This is a genomic window from Sporosarcina sp. P19 (assembly GCF_002743165.1).
In the GTDB taxonomy this organism is placed as follows: Bacteria; Bacillota; Bacilli; order Bacillales_A; family Planococcaceae; genus Sporosarcina; species Sporosarcina ureae.
The window spans coordinates 97,101-119,509 of record NZ_PDYR01000010.1 but is presented as its reverse complement, the minus strand read 5'-3'; the positions used below and the strand labels follow the sequence as shown (position 1 = coordinate 119,509).

Here is a 22,409-nt window from a genome sequence, read left to right as displayed (position 1 = left end):
ACACCCGTTCCCATACCGAACACGGAAGTTAAGCTCTTCAGCGCCGATGGTAGTTGGGGGTTTCCCCCTGTGAGAGTAGGACGTTGCTAGGCACGCGAAGCCATTCCCTTTGGGGAGTGGCTTTTTTGTGTTTTGTAAAATACTGTTGCCCAATGAGTTGTAAGGAAATCATGCATAATCCTTCAATACCTAACCTGTAAAGTCAGTAAATGCTCATGCATTTTCAATATCTGTTCTATAAATTCGGTCGTGTGCTCTATGTTTACCGTGTTCCGCTCAATGATCCCAGATAATCGCTCAATCGTCGCGCGTATCCGCTCAATGACCCAAGACAAGCGCTCAATCGTCCGGCGTATCCGCTCAATGCCCCCAGCCAAGCGCTTAATCGCCCCTCGTATCTGCTCAATGACCCAAGCCAAGCGCTCAATTGCCCGGCGTATCCGCTCAATGACTTCAGGCAAGCGCTCAATCGCCCGGCGTATCCGCTCAATGCCCCAAGCCAAGCGCTCAATTGCCCGGCGTATCCGCTCAATGCCCCAAGCCAAGCGCTCAATCGTCGCGCGTATCCGCTCAATGATCCAAGCCAATCGCTCAATCGCCCGGCGTATCCGCTCAATGACTCCAGGCAAGCGCTCAATCGTCCGGCGTATCCGCTCAATGACCCAAGACAAGCGCTCAATCGCCCAGCCTATCCACTCAATGACCCTAAGAAAAACAGTGCTGCTCTATACATCCCACACTCCGCTCTACAAACTGAGTCAATAACTCTATCCATTTCACAACCCTCACAGTCTCTCACCATAATCTACTATTTGAAAGACTTTCCTTGAGTTTTTAACGAAGGCGCGATACGATTATCCTACTTGTTTAAAGGAGTGGTGCAATGGTAATGATATTAATTATTTTCACGATCAATATTGTCTATGTAACGTTTATGACAATACGAATAATCCTGACACTCAAAGGCTATCGTTATATTGCCGCAACAGTGAGTATGATTGAAACGGTAGTATACGTCATCGGGCTTGGATTGGTGCTGGATAATTTAGATCAAATCCAAAACTTGATAGCTTATGCACTTGGGTATGGTATCGGGGTTATTATCGGTTCGAAAATTGAAGAACGTTTAGCACTCGGTTATATAACGGTGAACGTGATAACAGCAGATGTCGATAAGGAAATGCCTGCTGAATTGCGCCGACTAGGTTATGGTGTTACAGACTCATCAGCTAATGGATTAAGTGGTAATCGTTCTACAATGCAGATTCTGACGCCTCGCAAATATGAAGTGCAATTGTATAAAACGATAACGGAACTCGATCCGAAAGCATTTATTATATCGTATGAGCCTAAGTCGATACACGGTGGATTCTGGGTGAAGAGTGTGAAAAGAGGCAAGTTATTTAAATGAGTAAACAAAAGATGTGGTTTGATAGAGAAGAAGATGAAACACTCGAGGAATGTTTGGAGAGAATTCAGAGATTGGGATATACCGTTGTTGCCAGACGTGAGAAGCCACTATTTAAACAGGTTGGAGAAGAGTATATTCCGATTAGACAGCAAACACAGTTTCAAGGGATCAAAAATAGCTAATAACTGTCAGTAGAAAGAGAACAGATGGTTATTCATTCATATGTCAACTTAAAAGCGAATGATTGTAAAAGACTTATATTATAATGTTCGTCTTTTAGTTGACGGATTATGTAATAATTGATAATATAATAAGAGTAAATGAGTTCCCCGTATATGCTGCAGAATTGGCTGTGGCGTTTCTACCATGACACCGTAAATGTCTACACTATGTGGGAAAGCAATTTTTCTTGGATAATCATGGAGAATAGCTAAGTTATGTTAGCTATGTATTCATTTTCGTAAGGGTCCTTGAAAGTTCTGCTTTTTGTGCATGTGAAAAGTGGAGTTTTCAAGGACCTTTTTATTATTTTATATTAAATCATCTTGTGCATGAAGGAGCGGATTAGATTTGGAACCAAAAATTGGTGTCATTATGGGCAGTAAGAGCGACTGGGAAACAATGAAGCATGCATGCGACATATTGGATGAGCTAGGCGTTTCTTATGAAAAGAAAGTAGTGTCAGCCCACCGTACGCCGGATTTTATGTTTGACTATGCGGAACAAGCAGAAAAAAAAGGATTACACGCTATTATCGCAGGAGCAGGCGGAGCCGCCCATCTACCAGGGATGGTTGCAGCAAAAACGCTAGTTCCTGTTATTGGTGTGCCTGTGCAATCTAAAGCATTGAATGGCATGGACTCGCTATTATCCATCGTTCAAATGCCAGGAGGTGTACCTGTAGCGACTGTGTCAATCGGTAAAGCGGGTGCTACGAATGCCGGCCTTTTAGCGGCTCAAATGCTCTGTGTACAAGATGAAGAATTACGTAAGAAACTACAGCAAAGACGCGATGAAATGAAGAAAATCTCGCTAGAAAGCAGTGGTGAACTAAATTGAAGCTCATTCAACCAGGACAGACAATCGGTATCATCGGTGGTGGCCAATTGGGGCGGATGATGGGACTTGCGGCAAAAGAGGCTGGTTTCAAGATTGCGGTACTTGACCCAACAAAAAATTCCCCTTGCGGACAGTTGGCGGATATCGAAATCGTTGCACCGTATAATGATGAAGAAGCGTTGAATGAATTAAGCCAAGTAAGTGATGTCATTACATTTGAATTTGAAAATATCGATTATGAAGGATTGAAACGGCTGACAAAGAAAGCCTATGTACCCCAAGGTGCTGAATTAGTCCGTATCACGCAAAATCGTATCAATGAAAAGGCTGAGATTCAAGCGGCTGGAGTACCGGTTGCGCCTTACATAACCGCTGAGACATATGAAGAGTTAGTACAGAAAATTGATGAACTAGGATTCCCTTGTATCGTGAAAACCGCTTTTGGCGGCTATGACGGTAAAGGTCAAGTGAAGCTTGAAGCGAAAGAGCAAATTGAAAGTGCCAAAGATCTTTTTACACACTCTTCTTGTATAGCAGAAGCTTTCGTTCCTTTTGATAAAGAGATTTCCGTTATTATTCAAAGAAATCCAGCAGGACAAACCTATTGCCTGCCAATAGCAGAGAATATTCATAAGCATCATATTCTGCACGAATCAATTGTACCTGCACGAGTAGATGAGGCGGTTCTGCAGCAAGCCGAAGATGCAGCAAAAAAAATTGCAGGTCATTTAGAGTTAGTGGGGACACTAGCAGTTGAAATGTTCGTACTGCCTGACGGTACAATCATTATTAATGAATTAGCGCCACGCCCACATAACTCTGGTCACTACTCAATAGAGGCATGTAACATCTCACAATTCCATCAGCATATCCGTGCGGTCTGTGGTTGGCCGTTACGTGAGCCGAAGTTATGGGCACCATCCATTATGGTGAATGTACTTGGAGAACATGTAGCACCGCTTCAAGAGCGCATCGCGGATTATCCAGATTGGTCCATTCATTTATACGGCAAAGCAGAAGTAAAAGAAAAACGTAAAATGGGTCATGTCACGATCATGACGGAAAATCTTGATGAAACTCTGCAAGAAATTGAACAGTCCAGTATTTGGCAAGATAATAACTAATAAAAAACTATTATTTCCACTTTGGGAGGAACCGACAATGACGAAAGTAACTATTTATGTAACACTACGTGAAAGTGTTGTAGATCCACAAGGCATCGCGACAACTGAAGCACTTCAAAAGATTGGCTATGAAGAAGTGAAAAGTGTAAGAGTTGGAAAACTGATCGAATTACAGCTTGATGGATCAGAAGAGACAATCGAAGCACGTGTGAATGAAATGTGTAACGATCTATTGATTAATAAAGTCATTGAAGATTATCGCTTTGAAATCGGGGAGGTTGCCAGCAAATGAAGTTCGCCGTTCTAGTATTCCCAGGTCTTACTTGTGATCTTGATATGTACCATGCAATTGAGGAAACAGTAAAGCAAGATGTTGAATACGTTTGGCATACAGAAGCCGATCAACTCGATCAATTCGATGCGGTTCTATTACCGACAGGCACTTCATACGGCAACTACTTACGTCCGGGTGCATTGGCGAAAAGTTCACCTGCTTGCAAACAGTTACAAGCATTTGCTGAATCAGGTAAATTGGTTCTGGGTGTAGGTAATGGTTTCCATATCTTAGTAGAAGCAGGTATCCTTCCAGGTGGATTCTTACGTAATCAGAGTTTGAAATTCCGTTCAGCTCGAGAAACAGTACGAGTGGAAAATAATAACACAGCTTTCACCAAAGAATATACACAAGGTCAAGTGCTCACATTGCCAGTAGCTAACGAATTTGGTAACTACTACGCGGACGAGCAGACAGTACAAGAACTTAAAAATAATAATCAAATCGTTTTCACATATGCGAATGAAAATACAGATGGCAGTACAGAAGCAATCGCAGGGATCACAAATGAAAAAGGTAATGTACTCGGTATGATGCCACTTCCTGAACGTGCAGTGGAAGAAATCATCGGTGGAACAGATGGAACAGCTTTATTCCAATCAATCATGAACAATCGGGGTGAACAGCATGTCAATTAATCACGAACCTACAGCGGAGCAAATCAAAGAAAATCGTCTATATCTCCAAATGGGCATGACAGATGCAGAGTATGAGCGTGCAGTAGAAAAACTTGGACGTACTCCGAATTACGTAGAAACAGGTCTGTTTTCTGCTATGTGGTCAGAGCATTGTTCGTATAAAAGCTCAAAGTCTGTATTACGTAGATTTCCTACCGAAGGTGCACGTGTACTACAAGGGCCAGGTGAAGGGGCTGGAATTGTAGACATTGGTGATAATCAAGCTGCGGTGTTTAAAATGGAATCTCATAACTCACCATCAGCAATCGAGCCTTTCATTGGTGCAGCAACAGGTGCAGGCGGAATCATTCGTGACGTATTTTCTATGGGTGCGCGTCCGGTGGCATTAGTCAATTCACTTCGTTTCGGAGATTTAACAGATCCTCGTGATAAATTCTTGTTTGAAGAAGCAGTTGCTGGAATTGCGAGTTACGGTAACGCGATGGGAATTCCAACAGTAGCTGGTGAAGTTCAGTTCGATCAGTGCTATTCGAAGCGTCCGTTGGTCAACGCAATGGCAGTCGGTTTGTTGAATCATGAAGATATTCAAAAAGGTGTCGCAGCTGGTATTGGCAACACAGTGATATATGCGGGGGCTACAACAGGTCGCGATGGAATTCACGGAGCCACCATGTCTTCCTCCGAACTATCTATTGAAGAAGAGCAAGAACTGCCGGTAATGCAAGCAGGAGATCCATTCATTGAAAAGCTATTGATGGAAGCTTGCTTAGAGCTAGTTCAATCAGATGCGTTGATCGGTATTCAGGATATGGGTGCAGCTGGTCTTACTTCTTCAGCAGCTGAGATGGCTTCAAAAGCTGGTTATGGTGTGGAATTGAACTTGGATCTTGTACCACAGCGTGAAGAGAATATGACAGCGTATGAAATGATGCTGTCTGAATCTCAGGAACGTATGTTGATCGTTGTGAAAAAGGGTCGTGAAGAAGAAGTTATTGCATTATTCACGAAGTACGGAATTACTGCAGCAACTATCGGTCATGTAACAGATGATAAAATGCTCCGTTTGCTTCATAAAGGCGAAGTCGCAGCAGAAGTTTCAGCAGATCTACTAGCTGAAGATGCACCTAGCTATCAGAAAGAATCAAAAGAACCTGCATCGTTTGCGGAAAACCAGGCGATTGAAAATACAGAACCACAAGTAACGAACTTGAAAGAAACACTACTCGATTTATTGCAACGTCCAACGATTGCTTCAAAAGAGTGGGTCTACAATCAATTCGATACAGGTGCAAGAACGAATACAGTACTAGCACCAGGAGCATCAGCAGGTGTGATCCGTGTTAGAGGAACAAATAAAGGTATTGCGATGACAGCGGATTGTAACTCTCGATTCATTTATTTGGATCCGGAAGTTGGCGGTAAAATTGCCGTTGCTGAAGCTGCACGTAACCTTGTCTGTTCAGGTGCAGAGCCAATCGCACTGACTGACTGCTTGAACTTTGGTAGCCCGGACAAGCCTGAAGTATTCTGGCAGTTGGAAAAATCAGCTGACGGTATTTCTGAAGCGTGTCGTAAACTGAATGCACCGGTCATTGGCGGTAACGTATCTCTTTCCAATGAAGTAAACGGCGTGCCAATCTATCCAACGCCAACAATTGGTTTGGTAGGAATCGTTCATGATTTAAGTCAAGTGACAACACCTGGTTTCAAACAAGCCGGAGATGCGATCTACTTGATTGGTCAAACAGAAACAGAATTCGGTGGCAGTGAACTGCAACAAATGATCGAAGGAAAGATCTTCGGTAAATCACCTGCAATCGATTTGGATATAGAAGCAACTCGTCAGCAACAACTTCTTGAAGCAATCCAAGCGGGATTGATTCAATCGGCTGATGATTTGTCTGAAGGTGGATTTGCAGTAGCGCTTTGTGAAGGTACATTCGGTTCACAAGGTTTGGGTGCTGATGTAACAGTGGAAGGCTCAGCAATTACTGCGTTGTTCAGTGAAACACAGTCACGTTTCTTGGTTACGGTACAAGCTGATCAAGTAGCTGCGTTTGAAGAGAAAGTTCAAAATGCAGTGAAAATCGGAACAGTGACAGATGGCGAAGAAATCGTCATTAAAGATGCAGAAGGAACTGTCCTAGTAGAAGGGACGGTAGAAGAATTCCAAACTGCTTGGAAAGGGGCTATTGCATGCTTGCTGAACTCAGAGGACTAAACGAAGAGTGCGGCGTATTTGGTATTTGGGGACATGATGATGCTGCACAGCTCAGCTATTACGCATTGCATGCTCTTCAGCATCGTGGACAGGAGGGAGCCGGTATCGTCGTTAAAGGCGATAACGGTCTCCATGCAGTGAAAGGTGAAGGTCTAGTCAATGAAGTGTTCTCAGGCGAAAAACTGAATTCACTTGAAGGACGTGGCGCAATTGGACAAGTTCGCTATACGACAAAAGATGGACGTGGTATAGAAAATGTTCAGCCACTGGTCTTCCGTTCAACAACTGGTAGCTTGGCAATCGCACATAACGGTAACCTGATCAATGCGACAGATTTAAAAGAACATTTGGAGCGTCAAGGTAGTATCTTCCAAAGTACATCCGATACTGAAGTACTCGCTCACTTGATCAAACGTAGCAGTGGTTCACGTAATCATCGAGAACGGGTGAAAAAGGCACTTAGTATTCTAAAAGGTGCATTTGCATTCGTTTTAATGACAGATGAAGGTTTGATGGTTGCACAAGATCCAAACGGTATGCGCCCATTATCTTTAGGGAAAATTGGTGATGCGTGGGTCGTTGCATCCGAAACTTGTGCATTTGAAATTATCGGTGCTGAACATGTTCGTTCTGTGGAACCTGGCGAATTGCTGATTATCAATGATGACGGATTATCGTCCGAGCGTTTTGCAGAACCGGCAGATAATGCGATGTGTTCTATGGAATATGTCTACTTTTCCCGTCCTGATTCAAATATCGACGGAATTAATATTCATGCTGCACGTAAACGTTGTGGTAAACAATTGGCTCGTGAAGTACAGATTAGTGCAGATGTCGTCACAGGGGTTCCAGATTCCAGTATTTCAGCTGCAATTGGATTCTCAGAACAAAGCGGTATTCCGTATGAGTTGGGATTAATCAAAAATCGCTATGTCGGACGAACGTTTATTCAACCATCTCAAGCGCTGCGTGAACAAGGTGTGAAGATGAAGCTATCACCTGTACATCAAGTCGTTGATGGTAAGCGTGTGGTTATGGTTGATGATTCAATCGTTCGTGGTACAACATCTAAACGAATAGTTTCAATGCTTCGCGATGCGGGCGCTAAAGAAATACATGTCGTCATTGCTTCACCACCTTTGATCGCTCCATGTTATTACGGTGTAGATATTAGTTCAGATTCAGAATTACTTGCAACGGGTCGTACTATAGAAGAAATGCGTGATGAGATCGGAGCAGATTCACTATCATTCCTATCAATAGATGGAATGCTGGAATCGAATGGTCGGTCACCTGAAATGAAAAACTGCGGACAGTGCTTAGCTTGTTTCACGGGTGAGTATCCAACAGAGATTTATTCGGATACGACAATGCCGCACGAAAAAGAAATCGTACGATAGGAGGCCTTTCCATGTCGAAGGCATATGAAAAAGCGGGAGTTAATATAGAAGCTGGCTATGAGTCAGTTGAACGCATGAAGTCTCACGTAGCACGAACATCCCGAAAAGGGGTAGCAGGTGCATTTGGTGGGTTCGGCGGAATGTTCGATCTATCTGCGCTCGAATATAAAGAACCGGTACTGATTTCCGGTACAGATGGTGTTGGAACGAAATTGAAATTGGCTTTCATGGCGGACCGTCATGACACGATCGGAATTGACTGTGTCGCAATGTGTGTGAATGATATCGTGGCACAAGGCGCAGAGCCATTGTATTTCCTTGACTATGTTGCACTAGGTAAAGCGGTTCCTGAAAAAGTGGAAGCAATCGTTAAAGGTGTAGCGGATGGTTGTGTACAATCGGGTGCGGCCTTGATAGGTGGAGAAACGGCTGAAATGCCAGGTCTTTACGAAGAAGATGAATATGATTTGGCTGGCTTTGCTGTAGGAGCTTGTGAAAAGAGCAAGCTAGTTACAGGCGAGCGTGTACAAGAAGGTGACGTATTAGTTGGAATCGCATCGAGCGGTATTCACTCGAACGGTTTCTCTTTAGTACGCCATATTGTATTTGAACAATTGGGCGCAGATATTAACGGTACGATTGAAGGCTATGAAAATCTCGGTACAGTAGCGGATGCGTTGTTAAAGCCAACTAAGATCTACGCAAAGCCGGTACTTGAAATGCATCAAAAGCTTGATGTGCACTCCATGGGTCATATTACGGGCGGTGGATTCTTCGAAAACCTTCCACGTATGTTCTCTGAAGGATTTGGAGTAGAAGTAGATTTAGGCGCTTGGCCCGTACTTCCTGTATTCCACATGTTGAAAGCAAAAGGCGAATTAACAGATCGTGATTTATATAGCGTATTCAATATGGGTGTTGGGTTCGTCGTAGCCTTACCGGAAGCAGAAGCTGATCAAGCAATCGAAATCGCTAAAGCACATGGTGAAGAAGCATATGTAATCGGACGTGTTACGAAGCAAGAAGGCGTAACATTTAACGGTGAGCATGACGGGACATTGTCATAATGAATAAAGTAAAGATCGCAGTATTTGCTTCAGGGAGCGGCAGTAACTTTGCCGCTTTGGCAGAAGCTTGTAAAGCGGAGCGCATTCCAGCAGAAATCGTTTTAATGGTGACAGATAAACCGGATGCTTTCGTCAATGAACGGGCAAACGAAATAGGTATTCCAATTGCGGCCATTCGTCCTCGTGATTTCGAAACAAAAAAAGCATATGAGCAAGCAGTACTTGAAGCATTACACGAAGCACAAGTGGAGTGGCTGATATTGGCTGGCTATATGCGATTGATCGGTCCTGTTTTATTAGAAGCATATCCTGAACGGATCATCAATATCCATCCATCGTTATTGCCTTCATTCCCAGGTAAGGATGCGATTGGACAAGCTGTAGCTGCCGGCGTTAAAGTAACAGGTGTTACAGTTCATCTTGTAGATGAAGGAATGGATACGGGTCCAATTTTAGCCCAACGTGCAGTAGACGTTATTGATGGGGATGCCGAGCGAACTGCTTTAGCTATCCATGCCGTGGAACATGAATTATATACCACAACATTGCAAAACTTATTTAAAAAATGATGAGCCTGTTGAGATGACAGGCTTTTTTTATAAACTGGAGGGAATAGCTTTGAAAAAACGCGCACTGTTAAGCGTATCGGATAAAAGTGGAATACTAGAATTTGCGAAAGAACTCGAACAGCTTGGATATGAATTATTATCTACTGGTGGTACAATGAAGCATTTGAAAGACAATGGTATTGCTGTAACGGCTGTAGATGAAGTAACAGGATTCCCAGAAATTATGGAAGGCCGCGTGAAAACATTGAATCCAATGATTCACGGTGGATTACTTGCAAAACAAGATGACCCTGGACATCAAGCGCAAATGGAAGAACACGGTATCCAGCCAATCGATGTAGTCTGTGTTAACTTGTATCCATTCAAAGAAACGATTTCTAAACCAGACGTATCAGCAGAAGATGCGATCGAAAATATTGATATTGGTGGACCAGCAATGCTTCGCGCATCTGCAAAGAATCATACATACGTAACTGTCATTGTGGATGCAGCTGACTACGGTGCGGTACTCGACGAACTGAAAGCGGATGGCAAGACGACTCTTGAAACACGCCGTCGTTTAGCAGCTAAAGTATTCCGTCATACAGCAGCCTATGATTCATTGATTTCAGGCTACTTGACAGATCTTGCAGGCGAACAATTCCCAGAACAAGTTACCTATACATACGAGTTGAAGCAACCATTGCGTTATGGAGAAAATCCTCATCAGCAGGCAGCATTCTATAGTCGCCCGCTTGGATCTGATTTCTCGATCGCCTATGCAGAACAGCTTCACGGAAAAGAATTATCTTATAACAATATCCAGGATGCAAATGCAGCGATTCAAATTGTAAAGGAATTCACTGAGCCTGCAGCCGTTGCGGTTAAGCACATGAATCCATGTGGTGTAGGTACAGGAGAGACTATTGCAGAAGCTTTCCAAAAAGCTTATGAAGCGGATTCTACGTCTATTTTTGGTGGAATCATTGCGTTGAATAAAGAAGTGGACCAGGAAACAGCCGTGCAACTTGCTGATATATTCCTTGAAATTATCATTGCTCCTTCATTTACAGAAGAAGCACTAGAGACATTAACGAAGAAGAAAAACATTCGTCTCTTAACAATTTCATTTGAACAGCAGAAAAAAGATCAGTGGAACACGGTATCCGTTGAAGGTGGATTGTTGATGCAACAACCTGATGCGCATGGTTTTGAAGAAGCGGATATCAAGGTGGCAACAGACCGAGAGCCGACTGAAGCAGAATGGAATGCGATGAAACTGGGTTGGGCAGTTGTCAAGCACGTGAAGTCCAATGCAATTGTCGTAACAGATGAGCATATGACAATCGGTGTAGGTGCAGGTCAGATGAACCGTGTAGGTGCTGCGAAAATCGCTCTGACACAAGCAGGCGAACGTGCAAAAGGAGCAGCTCTTGCATCTGATGCATTCTTCCCTATGGATGATACAGTTGAAGCAGCGGCAAAAGCAGGTATTACGGCAATCATTCAACCGGGTGGTTCAGTAAAAGATGCAGATTCCATTAAAAAAGCCAATGAATACGGCATTACGATGGTATTCACGGGTGTACGTCATTTTAAACACTAAGAGTGCAGGGAGTAGATCAACATGAAAGTTCTTGTAATTGGAAGTGGCGGTCGTGAACATGCGATAGCCAAACAGTTTAACCAAGCGCCTTCTGTATCAGAAGTATTTGTCGCGCCTGGCAACGACGGTATGCAGCAAGATGCAACATGTGTGCACATTGCAGCTACAGACTTTGAGGCTTTGGCAAACTTTGCAATCGAACAGCGTGTTACGTTGACGTTCGTTGGACCGGAACAGCCGCTAGCGGAAGGAATTGCTGATTATTTCTTAGCTAAAGGTTTAACAGTATTCGGCCCGACTCAGGCGGCTGCTCGCATCGAAGGCAGTAAGTCATTCGCCAAGGAAATCATGGACAAGTATGATATTCCAACAGCGGCTTATGGAACATTCACGGATGCTGAAGAAGCAAAGTCATTCATCCGCGAACAAGGTGCTCCAATCGTTGTGAAAGCTGATGGATTAGCAGCTGGAAAAGGTGTAATCGTCGCTATGGAATTACAGGAAGCGTTAGATGCAGTAGATGACATGATCGGCAATCAAAAGTTCGGCGAATCATCTTCACGTGTGGTGGTAGAAGAATTTCTCGATGGTGAAGAGTTCTCTTATATGTCGTTCGTTCATGACGGACAAATCTACCCAATGGTAATTGCACAAGATCACAAACGTGCGTATGACGGTGATCGCGGTCCGAACACTGGCGGAATGGGAGCATATTCCCCAGTACCGCAAATTTCGGATGCAATTGTGCAAGAAGCATACGATCGCGTAGTCGTACCTACTGTTGAGGCTATGACAGAAGAAGGAATTCCTTTTACAGGTATCCTCTATGCTGGTTTAATACTTACTGAGCAAGGTCCGAAAGTTATTGAATTCAATGCTCGTTTTGGCGACCCAGAAACGCAAGTTGTCTTACCGCGTATGAAATCGGATTTTGGTAAGTTCATGGAAGCACTAATGGCTGGAGAATCATTCGATCTTGAATGGTATGAAGAAGCGATGTTAGGCGTTGTCATTGCATCGGAAGGGTATCCTTCTGATGTAGTGAATGGCCGTGCACTCCCAAACCTTGATGTATTGACTGATAAAGGACTTGACGTCTTTCATGCAGGAACAAAGCTAGAAGATGATCACTTCGTCGGAAACGGTGGGCGTGTACTTCTTGTTGCAGCGAAAGCAGCTACGTTAAAGGAAGCACAGGAGAAAGTCTACAATGGCCTTGCTGATCAACCATGGGATGGATTCTTCCACCGTACGGATATTGGATGGCGTACATTTGAATAAAAGATTAAATGGGACTGTCTTAGAAGTGTTGTATTACTTCTAAGACAGTCTTTTTTAATACTATAGGTAGGCGTTTGAAGTCTGTGAACATGTAGTAGATGCTGCATACAATTTGTTCAGTTTGGAAAAAAACAAGTTATCCACAACATATTATATAATTTGTGGTTTGTTAGTGGAGAAAGTGTGAGTAAGTTGTTGGTAATGTGTGTAAGTATTCAGTATCTTGTGGATTAATAAAAAGTCGCTTGTGGACAACATTTATGTGACGTAGCTATTCCAGATTGAATTGCTATGTTACGATAAAGCAATAGTTAACAAACTAGAAAACTACTTTTAGGGACGGTGATCGGCATGTGGAGTGCGAAAGAAATACAGTCACAACTTGCAATTATTGATGGACAGAAAGCTCCTGAAATTGTAATTAAAAATGCTACGTACTTACATTCTATATTCAAGAAATGGGCGCAAGGAAACATTTGGATTCAAGGTGACCGAATCATTTATGTAGGGGAGCGCATGCCGGCTATGCTTGAAGGAACAGAATGTGTTGATGCTTACGGCAAGAAAATAGTCCCGGGATACATCGAGCCGCATGTCCATCCCTTCCAATTATATAATCCAGAAACATTTGCTGACTATGCAGCACGTCGAGGAACAACAACTTTTATCTCAGATAATCTCATCTTGTTCTCGATGCTGGATCAGCAAACAGCGTTTACGTTTATTGATCAACTGAATGAACTGCCCTTCTCATTTTATTGGTGGGCACGTGTTGATTCACAAACTGTATTGCAAAATGAAAAAGAGCTTTTCAATCCTGTAGATATTGTGAAATGGATGGAGCGTCCTGATGTATTGATGACAGGAGAGCTGACAGGTTGGCCTAGACTACTACAAGGTGATCAAAATATCATGCAGTCTTTAATGGAATCCAAACGACTTGGTAAAAAGATCGAAGGACATTTCCCAGGCGCATCGGAACGTACATTGGCCCGAATGAAATTGCTTGGAGCAGACGGCGATCATGAGGCCATGACTGTGGACGAAGTGGAAAGACGATTGCAGCAAGGCTATGCTGCCACATTACGCTATTCTTCAATTCGTCCAGACCTTCCAGATTTATTGAAAGGTATTGTCGAGAAGGAATGGGATATTTTTGATCATTTGATGATGACGACAGATGGTTCCACACCATCGTTCTACCGTGAAGGCGTAATGGACCAATGCATTCAGATAGCACTTGACGCGGGAGTACCACCGATCGATGCGTATCAAATGGCATCATATAACGTGGCGAGGTACTACGATATTACGGATTTGCATAGTGTAATTGCGACAGGCCGTTTTGCGACATTGAACTTTTTAGAGGATGAACATAATCCAGTGCCAACTGATGTATTATCAAAAGGGAAGTGGGTACTCCGAGATAGTATACCGTCTGATACTTTCAAAGCGGTGGACTGGAAAGCGTTGCCGGCATTTGAATTACCTTATGAACTGACAGATGAAGACTTCACATTCCCATCTTCAATGGGAATTCAAATGATTAATGATGTGATTACGAAAGTATATGAAAGCGATCTGGATCTCAGTAGTCCAACTATTGCTTCTGGTGATGAATGTTATTTGATGTTATTGGATAAGAACGGCAAGTGGCGAGTCAATACGATGTTGAAAGGATTCGGGAATAATCTGCAAGGTTTTGCATCTTCCTATTCAAATACGGGTGATGTATTATTGATTGGGCAGGATTGGCAAGAGATGAAGAGAGCGTTTAATGAAATTAAGAAAATAGGCGGGGGCATGGCACTCGCTGAAAATGGTAAGATAATTGAAACGTTACCACTACAAGTTGCAGGCGGATTGTCTGTTCAAGCGATGGAAACCATCATTGAAGAAGAGGTAGCTATGAAAAAAGCATTAAGAGAGCGTGGTTATGCGCATGGAGATGCCGTATATACGCTGTTATTCCTTCAGTCTGTTCACTTGCCGTATGTCCGCATCACGCCGATTGGTGTCGTGCAAGTAATGAAAAATGAACTATTAATACCTCATGTAGAAAGGTAGGAACATATATTGAGATGGAATGGACGAAAGTTACTCTTGACGGCCGCGGTTAGCTTGTTATGTCTTGGGGGTTGCTCTTCGAAAGGTCAACCTGAACCAGAGGAACAACAAACTTCGATTGAAGTATCTCCTTTTACAGGTGAAATTACAGATGCAATCGACAACCGTCCTATTATAGCGACAATTAGTAATATACCTGCTGCTCGTCCACAGTCGGGACTTTCAGATGCAGATCAGATATATGAATTCTTAGCAGAAGGTCAAGTTACGCGCTTCGCTGCACTATTTCAAAGTAAAGTGCCTGATCAGATAGGTCCTATTCGAAGTGCTCGTGATTATTTCGTAAACTTAGCAGAAGGTATGGATGCATTTTATATCGCTCACGGTTATAGTCCGGATGCAAAGAGATTACTTGATGATCGGGTAGTCGATCATATAAATGGCATAAATCATGACGGGACTTTATTCGAACGTTCAGCAGATCGTCAGGCTCCGCATAACTCGTATATTTCAAAGGAACATATTGCAGAAGCATTTAGTCTTGTGAATGCATCTGAAAAAATCACTGCACAGCCGTCCTTTTCTTTCCTTAATCCTGATGAAAGTGATAAAATAGGGGATATAGCATCAGCGGTTCAAGTATCGTACAGTTCAGATCCGAATTTCATTAGTACGTATCAATATGATCAAGAAGAAAATCGGTATTATCGATCTGTAAACGGTATTGATACAGTAGATAAGTTAAACGAACGACGTATAGAAATGGCGAATATCATCGTGATGGAAATGGCTCATCAAACAGTTGATCAACAAGGCAGGCTCACAATTGATCTAGAATCTGGCGGCCAAGCTATGCTGTTTCATGAAGGGATCGCTAAACCGATCGAATGGCAAAATAAAGATGGATTTTTAACTCCAGTGGAACAAGGTGTACCTGTTAAATTAACAGCCGGGAAAACTTGGATCCACATTGTGCCATCATTATCAGGTCCTTCTACTTCCGTCACTTATACTCCGTAAGATCGACATAGAGAGAGGGCGAGAACATGCAAATAGATAAAATCCGCGGAGAACAAATAGATCAGTTGTTCCGAGCAATTCTAGAACTAAAGGATGTAGAAGAATGTTATATGTTTTTCGATGATATTTGCACGATGAGTGAAGTCCAATCACTGGCACAAAGACTGGATGTAGCCCATAAACTCAAACTGAAAAAAACCTATGACAGCATCCAACAAGAAACAGGCGCAAGTACAGCTACGATCTCTCGCATACGCCGTTGCGTAGACTACGGGTCTGGTGGCTACAACCTTATGTTGGATCGACTTTATCCTGAACTTCAAAACAATCAAACAAAAAACAACTAACACAACCGGCCAGGGAGAATACCCCACCGGTTTTTTAAAAGTTATATATAACTACTATGACCTAAGAAGGTGGAAATAAAAAATGGACTATAAAACATGGCGACATGCATTTAAAATTGATCCAGCGAAAAATATATCAGATAAACAAGTAGAAGCCATAGCTGAGTCTGGAACGGATGGAGTCATCATTGGTGGGTCTGACGGTGTCACATTGGAAAATGTACTTGATTTACTTGCACGTTTCCGTCGCTTTTCAGTACCACTTGCATTGGAAGTATCTACTGTTGAATCCGTCACGCCAGGATTCGATTATTACTTCATTCCAACTGTCTTAAACACAACGGATTCAAAATGGCTGAACGGCTTGCATCACGAAGCCCTTCGAGAATACGGACATATGATGAACTTCGATGAGCTGGTTACAGAAGGTTACTGCATTTTAAATCTGGATTGTACAGCTGCGAAGGTGACTGGCGTAGACCGTGTTCCGGATGAAGAAGATGTACAAGCATATGCACGGATGGCTGAGCACTTATTTACCTTGCCGATTTTTTATTTAGAGTACAGTGGGCAATACGGCGATCCACAAATTGTTCGGTCAGCAAAAGAATTACTTACTAACACGCGTCTCTTTTATGGTGGTGGAATTCGCTCAACAGAACAAGCGAAAGAAATGGCGGCCATTGCAGATACTGTAGTGGTAGGAAATGTTGTATACGATGATCTACAAGTAGCTCTTAAAACAGTCGATGCTGTGAAATCTGTTCCTTTACCTATGTGAGTAGTATATAATTAGAACAAACGTTCCTAAAAGGCGGTACTAATATGAATAAACTATCAGATGATTTATTAAAAGGCATGAATCCCGAGCAAGCGCGTGCAGTCAAAACGACAGAGGGACCGTTGCTCATTATGGCGGGTGCAGGTTCAGGGAAGACTCGTGTATTGACGCACCGAATTGCATATTTGGTTGTGGAAAAACAAGTGTACCCGTCCAATATATTAGCCATTACATTTACAAATAAGGCGGCACGTGAAATGCGTGACCGAATTGATGGATTACTAGGTCCAGGCTCTGGAGAACGTATGTGGGTTTCAACTTTCCACTCGATGTGTGTTCGAATTTTACGCAGGTTCGTAGATCGAATCGGCTTATCTAAAAATTTCACTATCCTTGACGGTGCGGATCAATTGACTGCAATGAAACGTGTATTGAAAGAACTGAATCTCGATCCGAAACAGAATGATCCACGTGCGATGCTCGGAATTATTGGTAATGCGAAAAACGAATGTATAGACGCGATTGAATTCCGTAAAAATTCGAATCCTCAAAACCCTCATGAACGTACAGTAGCGGATATCTATGATCGTTATACTAAAAAGTTACGTCAAAACCAGTCGATGGATTTTGATGACTTGATCATGATGACAACAGTCTTGTTTGAACGAGTTCCTGAAGTGCTTGAGTATTATCAAAACAAATTTCAGTATATTCATGTGGATGAGTACCAAGATACAAACAATGCGCAGTATCGTCTCGTCAAAATGCTGGCATCAAAATTCCGTAATGTCTGTGTAGTAGGTGACTCCGATCAGTCGATCTATCGCTGGCGTGGTGCGGATATTGGTAACATACTATCTTTTGAAAAAGATTATAAAGAAGCGAATGTCATTCTTTTAGAGCAAAACTACCGTTCCACCAAGAGGATTTTGCAAGCAGCAAATGAAGTGATCGACAATAATAAAAGTCGCTATGATAAGAAATTGCGCACAGATAACCCCGAGGGTGAATTAATCTCCATTTATAAAGCGCGCGATGAAAAAGATGAATCACAATTTGTTGTCCAGCAAATCATCGAGTTGAAAGAAAAACTCGGATTAACATTGGATCAATTTGCAATTTTATACCGAACTAACGCACAGTCCCGTCTAATTGAGGAATACTTATTAAAGTCAAACCTTGATTATACAATTGTAGGCGGCACGAAATTCTATGATCGAAAAGAGATTAAAGATTTACTCGCTTACTTACGTCTAATTGCGAATCATGATGATGACCTAGCACTGGCAAGAATTATTAATGAACCAAAACGAAGTATCGGTGCAACTTCATTTGAACGTATGGCGACGTTTGCATTACAAAATGACCGCTCCATTTTCGATTCATTGCAGGAAGTAGATTTTATGGGCTTACCTAAAAGAGCATTAACAGAAGCGGTGAAATTCCATGAATTGATCAATGGATTCACTCAAATGCAAGAATTTTTATCAATCACCGAACTAGTGAAAGAAGTTATTGATAAATCAGGCTATCGTGAGATGTTGGAAAAAGAAAAATCAATCGAGGCAGAAAGCCGTCTTGAAAACATTGAAGAGTTTTTATCGGTTACAGAAGCGTTTGAGAAACGTGCAGCTGAAGAAGAGGAAGAACCTTCCCTCGTTGCATTCTTGACTGACCTCGCTTTAGTAGCGGATATTGATACTTTGGATAAAGAAGAGAACACTTCCACCGAGAAAATCGTCCTAATGACGATGCACGCAGCAAAGGGCTTAGAATTCCCAGTGGTCTTTGTGCTTGGCATGGAAGAAAACATATTCCCACATATTCGAGCACTTGCAGATCCGGAAGAAATGGAAGAAGAACGAAGACTCGCGTATGTTGCGATTACACGCGCGGAACAGCGCCTTTACCTTACAAGTGCAGGTCACCGGATGTTGTTCGGTAAATCAAACTTCAATCAACCATCTCGTTTTCTCAATGAAATTTCGGATGAACTAACAGAGCTATTGGCAGATGGGAATGGCATGAGTGTACCTTTCGCTCAAGCACCTAAAGCGAAAACCAAACGTCCTGCAGTCAAACGTCCGGCCTATAATGAAAGTGGCGGAGAAAAAATGCAGTGGAAACCAGGAGATAAGGCGTCCCATAAAATTTGGGGAACTGGAACGGTTGTGAGTGTGAAAGGTAAGGCAGATGATATGGAACTGGACATTGCATTCCCTAACCCAGTAGGTATCAAGCGACTATTAGCTAAATTTGCACCGATTGAAAAAGAATAAAGCGTTCCTAAGGAGTGTGGAGAGTAGATGGATGATGTTCTAGAACTAGAGAAGCGGGTAGCGGAGCTCAATAAAACCTTGCATGAGTACGGGCGTGCATACTATGAGTTGGATGCCCCTATCGTTCCCGATTCAGAATATGATGAGAAGATGAGGGAATTGTTGGCGATTGAAGAAGAACATCCTGACTTAATCTACCCGGATTCGCCGACACAACGAGTTGGCGGAGCACCACTTGAGGTGTTTAATAAAGTCGTTCATCGTCATCCGATGCTTAGTTTGGCAAATGCATTTAACGAAGAAGACTTAAAGGATTTCGACAGGCGTGTGAAAGAAGCGACTGGGAATGCTGTGTACGTTTGTGAACTGAAGATCGATGGTCTTGCCGTTTCATTACAATATGAAAATGGTCGTCTTGTACAAGGCGCTACTCGTGGAGACGGCTCAGTCGGAGAAGACATCACAGCCAACTTAAAAACTATTCGCTCGATACCACATAAATTGAATGAGTCTTTAACAATTGAAGTGCGTGGCGAAGCGTATATGCCCAAGAATTCATTTGTTAAATTGAATGAAGACCGTGATGAAGCAGGTGAAGTACCTTTTGCCAACCCGCGAAATGCAGCTGCAGGATCACTTCGTCAATTGGATTCAAAAGTAGCGGAGAGTAGAAACTTAGCTACTTTCATTTATGCAGTAGGCGGCGATGCGGAAGTATATGGCTTAGACAGTCACTCGGATGCGCTCAATAAAGTGGATGAACTAGGATTGACGACGAATAAGGAACGTAAGCGCTGTACGACAATTGAAGAAGTGTTAGAATACGTAGCCTACTGGACAGAAAATAGACTCAACCTCGATTATGAAATTGATGGTATTGTAATAAAAGTTGATAACTTCGAATCGCAAGAACAACTGGGTTATACAGCAAAGAGTCCTAAATGGGCTATTGCTTATAAGTTCCCTGCAGAAGAAGTGCACACTCAACTATTGGATATTGAGTTAAGCGTAGGCCGGACAGGTGTAGTGACACCAACAGGCATTCTGGAACCGGTTCTTGTAGCAGGTACAACAGTGGGACGAGCATCTTTGCATAACGAAGACTTGATCCGTGAGAAAGATATTCGTATCGGTGATCACGTCGTGTTGCGAAAGGCAGGCGATATCATTCCCGAAATCGTCATGTCATTGAAAGAACAGCGAACGGGTGAAGAAGAACCGTTCCATATGCCTGATAACTGTCCTGTATGCGATTCAGAACTTGTGAGGATTGAAGGAGAAGTGGCGCTGCGTTGTGTGAATCCTAAATGTCCTGCGCAGATGAAAGAAGCATTAATCCATTTCGTTTCAAGAAGAGCCATGAATATCGATGGTGTCGGTGAAAAGCTAATTGAACAATTGTATACTGCTGATTTGGTACAAGATGTATCCGATTTATATACTTTAACGAAAGAGTCACTATTGAGCTTGGAACGGATCGGAGAGAAATCCGCAACGAATATTTTGACGGCTATTGAACAGTCCAAAGAGAATTCATTAGAGAAATTGTTGTTTGGGTTGGGCGTTCGCCATGTCGGTGAAAAAGTCGCAAGGATCCTAGCGGAAGAGTATCGTACTCTTGATGCGTTAGAACAAGCAACAGAAGAAGAACTTGTAAATATTTTTGAAATCGGTGCGATTGTTGCTGATTCTGTGACTACTTACTTTAGTACGGAAGAAGTTCAGGAAGTAATGAACAAGTTGCGTTCTTATGGTGTGAATACGGTTTATAAAGGTGCCACACGTGAAGAGTTGCCAACTACCGGACCTTTCGCTGGAAAAACAATTGTCCTAACAGGTAAGCTCGCGGAATTGACGCGTGGAGAAGCTAAAGAACGAATTGAATCGCTTGGCGGGACTGTCAGTGGCAGTGTCAGTAAGAAAACGGATCTGGTCATTGCAGGCGAAGATGCAGGCTCAAAATTGACGAAAGCGCAAGAATTAGAGATTGAAATTTGGGACGAACAAGCCATGCTTGATGCCCTTGGAGTGGATATGAATGAAAACAACGACTAAATGGCTTATGACGGGCATTCTGTCGGCAGTCTTGCTGACAGGATGTGTACCGGCGCCAAGCGATGATTCGGAAAAAGCAGTGCAAGAAACAGAAGAAAGTGAGCAGGAAATGGTGCTCATTCCTGATACTCAAGTTAAAAAGGAGTACTACCGAACGCCAGTTCCATTTAAAAAGAGTGCAAGCCGAGGGTTGGTCGTCAATAATCTCAATACGAAGTATGATATTCAGGAAACAGAGGAAGGCTTATTGCGCTTGTCTTCGCTATATTACGATCCTAAAGATTACTTCTTCCAGGAAGGTCAGTATATAGACCGCGATACTGCGAAGCAATGGATCTCCAGAAAATCAAATTTTGAAGCAGGTCTCAATCCTGCAATTACTGATGATATGTCACCAGCTCAAATTGCGGATGAAGCACCGATTTATCTTGCGCATATCGTAGAGCAAAACTATTTACAAATGACAGATGACAAAAAAGTGAAATTAGCGGGGATATCTATCGGACTTGCAATGAATTCGATTTATTATCCACGTGAAGGCAGCGAACGCCGGATTGATGATAAGACAATTGAAGAAAAAGGCAAGAAGATGGCAGATATTATTTTGAGTAGATTGCGTAGTAAACCGGAGCTTGCGGATATTCCAATAGCGGTCGGGTTGTTTAAGCAAGAAAGTCGAAACGATATTGTACCAGGCACATATTTTGCCACTTCATTTGCTGCAAAAGGAAAAAATGAATTTACTGGTTGGAAAGAAGTGGACGAGCAATATGTATTACTTCCCGCGTCTTCATCAACGGGAAATTATCGTGACTTGAATACGACATTCAAGAACTTCAAACAAGACATTGATGATTACTTCCCAAGCTTTGTGAATGTCATTGGAACAGCTTTCTATAAAGACCAGAAACTACATTCATTACGAGTAGAAATCCCTATACAATTTTTTGGCAAGACAGAGCTGATTGGATTTTCGCAATACTTGACTTCACTGGTTAAAACGCATTTTAAAGATGTTCCCATTGAAGTAAGTGTAACGTCAGTTAATGGACCGGAAGTGCTAATTGTGAATGACAATGAACGAGAAGAACCGTTCGTACACGTCTATGGATATTAACAGTTTTTAGGTAGTAACACGAACTTTCCAAGAAACTGATTAAATGGTATGATT

At 42.6% G+C, this 22,409-nt stretch carries 20 protein-coding genes, 1 rRNA gene and 1 riboswitch; of the genes, 20 read left to right on the top strand and 1 reads right to left on the bottom strand.

The features are described from left to right. A 5S ribosomal RNA gene (rrf, locus tag CSV74_RS11835) occupies positions 1-92 on the top strand; the annotation flags it as partial. Between the two features lie 90 nt (positions 93-182). Here rrf and CSV74_RS11830 read toward each other — a convergent pair. After that, complete coding sequence (locus CSV74_RS11830; protein WP_099691800.1) at positions 183-671, bottom strand: hypothetical protein; 489 nt, start codon at positions 669-671, stop codon at positions 183-185. 212 nt (positions 672-883) lie between these two features. Here CSV74_RS11830 and CSV74_RS11825 point away from each other — a divergent pair, with 212 nt between their 5' ends. The 19 genes from CSV74_RS11825 to CSV74_RS11735 all read left to right on the top strand — a co-directional run bounded on the left by CSV74_RS11825 (position 884) and on the right by CSV74_RS11735 (position 22,355). After that, positions 884-1,411, top strand: coding sequence for a DUF2179 domain-containing protein (locus CSV74_RS11825; RefSeq protein WP_029054985.1), 528 nt, complete (start codon positions 884-886; stop codon positions 1,409-1,411). Next, positions 1,408-1,593: an NETI motif-containing protein gene (locus CSV74_RS11820; protein ID WP_099691799.1), complete on the top strand. Its 186-nt coding sequence runs from the start codon at positions 1,408-1,410 to the stop codon at positions 1,591-1,593. Before CSV74_RS11825 ends, CSV74_RS11820 begins: the two co-directional genes overlap by 4 nt. A gap of 127 nt (positions 1,594-1,720) precedes the next feature. Continuing rightward, a riboswitch (purine riboswitch) is annotated at positions 1,721-1,821 on the top strand. Positions 1,822-1,981: 160 nt separating this feature from the next. After that, positions 1,982-2,470: a 5-(carboxyamino)imidazole ribonucleotide mutase gene (gene purE, locus CSV74_RS11815; protein WP_029054983.1), complete on the top strand. Its 489-nt coding sequence runs from the start codon at positions 1,982-1,984 to the stop codon at positions 2,468-2,470. Further along, positions 2,467-3,594 carry a 5-(carboxyamino)imidazole ribonucleotide synthase gene (gene purK, locus CSV74_RS11810; RefSeq protein ID WP_099691798.1) on the top strand — a complete coding sequence of 376 codons (1,128 nt, stop codon included), beginning with the start codon at positions 2,467-2,469 and terminating at the stop codon, positions 3,592-3,594. Before purE ends, purK begins: the two co-directional genes overlap by 4 nt. Positions 3,595-3,631: 37 nt before the next feature. Beyond that, on the top strand, positions 3,632-3,886 hold the full coding sequence (gene purS / locus CSV74_RS11805) for a phosphoribosylformylglycinamidine synthase subunit PurS (protein WP_083033870.1): 255 nt from the start codon (positions 3,632-3,634) through the stop codon (positions 3,884-3,886). Next, positions 3,883-4,566 (top strand): phosphoribosylformylglycinamidine synthase subunit PurQ, encoded by a 684-nt coding sequence (gene purQ / locus CSV74_RS11800; RefSeq protein WP_099691797.1) that lies wholly within the window; start codon positions 3,883-3,885, stop codon positions 4,564-4,566. The genes purS and purQ overlap by 4 nt, the downstream gene beginning before the upstream one ends. Then, on the top strand, positions 4,556-6,787 hold the full coding sequence (gene purL, locus CSV74_RS11795) for a phosphoribosylformylglycinamidine synthase subunit PurL (protein WP_099691796.1): 2,232 nt from the start codon (positions 4,556-4,558) through the stop codon (positions 6,785-6,787). Before purQ ends, purL begins: the two co-directional genes overlap by 11 nt. Further along, positions 6,763-8,187: an amidophosphoribosyltransferase gene (purF, locus tag CSV74_RS11790; RefSeq protein ID WP_029054978.1), complete on the top strand. Its 1,425-nt coding sequence runs from the start codon at positions 6,763-6,765 to the stop codon at positions 8,185-8,187. The genes purL and purF overlap by 25 nt, the downstream gene beginning before the upstream one ends. Positions 8,188-8,198: 11 nt before the next feature. Next, positions 8,199-9,254, top strand: a complete 1,056-nt coding sequence (gene purM / locus CSV74_RS11785; protein WP_099691795.1) for a phosphoribosylformylglycinamidine cyclo-ligase — start codon at positions 8,199-8,201, stop codon at positions 9,252-9,254. Next, entirely contained in the window at positions 9,251-9,823 is a 573-nt protein-coding gene (purN, locus tag CSV74_RS11780; protein ID WP_369823716.1) for a phosphoribosylglycinamide formyltransferase, read from the top strand. The genes purM and purN overlap by 4 nt, the downstream gene beginning before the upstream one ends. 49 nt (positions 9,824-9,872) lie before the next feature. Continuing rightward, entirely contained in the window at positions 9,873-11,408 is a 1,536-nt protein-coding gene (purH, locus tag CSV74_RS11775; RefSeq protein ID WP_099691793.1) for a bifunctional phosphoribosylaminoimidazolecarboxamide formyltransferase/IMP cyclohydrolase, read from the top strand. Positions 11,409-11,429: 21 nt separating this feature from the next. Next, positions 11,430-12,689: a phosphoribosylamine--glycine ligase gene (purD, locus tag CSV74_RS11770; RefSeq protein ID WP_029054974.1), complete on the top strand. Its 1,260-nt coding sequence runs from the start codon at positions 11,430-11,432 to the stop codon at positions 12,687-12,689. A 351-nt stretch (positions 12,690-13,040) separates the two neighbouring features. Beyond that, the gene (locus CSV74_RS11765) at positions 13,041-14,756 is read left to right on the top strand and encodes an adenine deaminase C-terminal domain-containing protein (RefSeq protein WP_099691792.1); all 1,716 of its coding nucleotides are present in this window, start codon (positions 13,041-13,043) and stop codon (positions 14,754-14,756) included. 9 nt (positions 14,757-14,765) lie between these two features. After that, complete coding sequence (locus CSV74_RS11760; RefSeq protein ID WP_099691791.1) at positions 14,766-15,776, top strand: DUF3048 domain-containing protein; 1,011 nt, start codon at positions 14,766-14,768, stop codon at positions 15,774-15,776. Positions 15,777-15,802: 26 nt separating this feature from the next. Further along, positions 15,803-16,123: a YerC/YecD family TrpR-related protein gene (locus CSV74_RS11755; RefSeq protein ID WP_029054971.1), complete on the top strand. Its 321-nt coding sequence runs from the start codon at positions 15,803-15,805 to the stop codon at positions 16,121-16,123. An 82-nt stretch (positions 16,124-16,205) separates the two neighbouring features. Continuing rightward, a complete protein-coding gene (gene pcrB / locus CSV74_RS11750; protein ID WP_029054970.1) occupies positions 16,206-16,904 on the top strand; it encodes a heptaprenylglyceryl phosphate synthase in 699 nt (232 codons plus the stop codon). Between the two features lie 44 nt (positions 16,905-16,948). Continuing rightward, positions 16,949-19,183 carry a DNA helicase PcrA gene (gene pcrA / locus CSV74_RS11745; RefSeq protein WP_029054969.1) on the top strand — a complete coding sequence of 745 codons (2,235 nt, stop codon included), beginning with the start codon at positions 16,949-16,951 and terminating at the stop codon, positions 19,181-19,183. 27 nt (positions 19,184-19,210) lie between these two features. Beyond that, positions 19,211-21,238, top strand: coding sequence for an NAD-dependent DNA ligase LigA (gene ligA / locus CSV74_RS11740; protein WP_099691790.1), 2,028 nt, complete (start codon positions 19,211-19,213; stop codon positions 21,236-21,238). Then, the gene (locus CSV74_RS11735) at positions 21,222-22,355 is read left to right on the top strand and encodes a CamS family sex pheromone protein (RefSeq protein ID WP_029054967.1); all 1,134 of its coding nucleotides are present in this window, start codon (positions 21,222-21,224) and stop codon (positions 22,353-22,355) included. The genes ligA and CSV74_RS11735 overlap by 17 nt, the downstream gene beginning before the upstream one ends. Positions 22,356-22,409: the final 54 nt, after the last annotated feature.

Excerpts from the sequence above, each read along its gene's own strand:
- ligA (WP_099691790.1), top strand. The coding sequence starts at position 19,211 with ATGGATGATGTTCTAGAACTAGAGAAGCGGGTAGCGGAGCTCAATAAA.
- purL (WP_099691796.1), top strand. The coding sequence starts at position 4,556 with ATGTCAATTAATCACGAACCTACAGCGGAGCAAATCAAAGAAAATCGT.
- CSV74_RS11755 (WP_029054971.1), top strand. The coding sequence starts at position 15,803 with ATGCAAATAGATAAAATCCGCGGAGAACAAATAGATCAGTTGTTCCGA.
- CSV74_RS11825 (WP_029054985.1), top strand. The coding sequence starts at position 884 with ATGGTAATGATATTAATTATTTTCACGATCAATATTGTCTATGTAACG.
- purM (WP_099691795.1), top strand. The coding sequence starts at position 8,199 with ATGTCGAAGGCATATGAAAAAGCGGGAGTTAATATAGAAGCTGGCTAT.
- purS (WP_083033870.1), top strand. The coding sequence starts at position 3,632 with ATGACGAAAGTAACTATTTATGTAACACTACGTGAAAGTGTTGTAGAT.
- CSV74_RS11735 (WP_029054967.1), top strand. The coding sequence starts at position 21,222 with ATGAAAACAACGACTAAATGGCTTATGACGGGCATTCTGTCGGCAGTC.
- pcrA (WP_029054969.1), top strand. The coding sequence starts at position 16,949 with ATGAATAAACTATCAGATGATTTATTAAAAGGCATGAATCCCGAGCAA.
- purF (WP_029054978.1), top strand. The coding sequence starts at position 6,763 with ATGCTTGCTGAACTCAGAGGACTAAACGAAGAGTGCGGCGTATTTGGT.
- pcrB (WP_029054970.1), top strand. The coding sequence starts at position 16,206 with ATGGACTATAAAACATGGCGACATGCATTTAAAATTGATCCAGCGAAA.
- purD (WP_029054974.1), top strand. The coding sequence starts at position 11,430 with ATGAAAGTTCTTGTAATTGGAAGTGGCGGTCGTGAACATGCGATAGCC.
- CSV74_RS11820 (WP_099691799.1), top strand. The coding sequence starts at position 1,408 with ATGAGTAAACAAAAGATGTGGTTTGATAGAGAAGAAGATGAAACACTC.
- purQ (WP_099691797.1), top strand. The coding sequence starts at position 3,883 with ATGAAGTTCGCCGTTCTAGTATTCCCAGGTCTTACTTGTGATCTTGAT.
- CSV74_RS11765 (WP_099691792.1), top strand. The coding sequence starts at position 13,041 with ATGTGGAGTGCGAAAGAAATACAGTCACAACTTGCAATTATTGATGGA.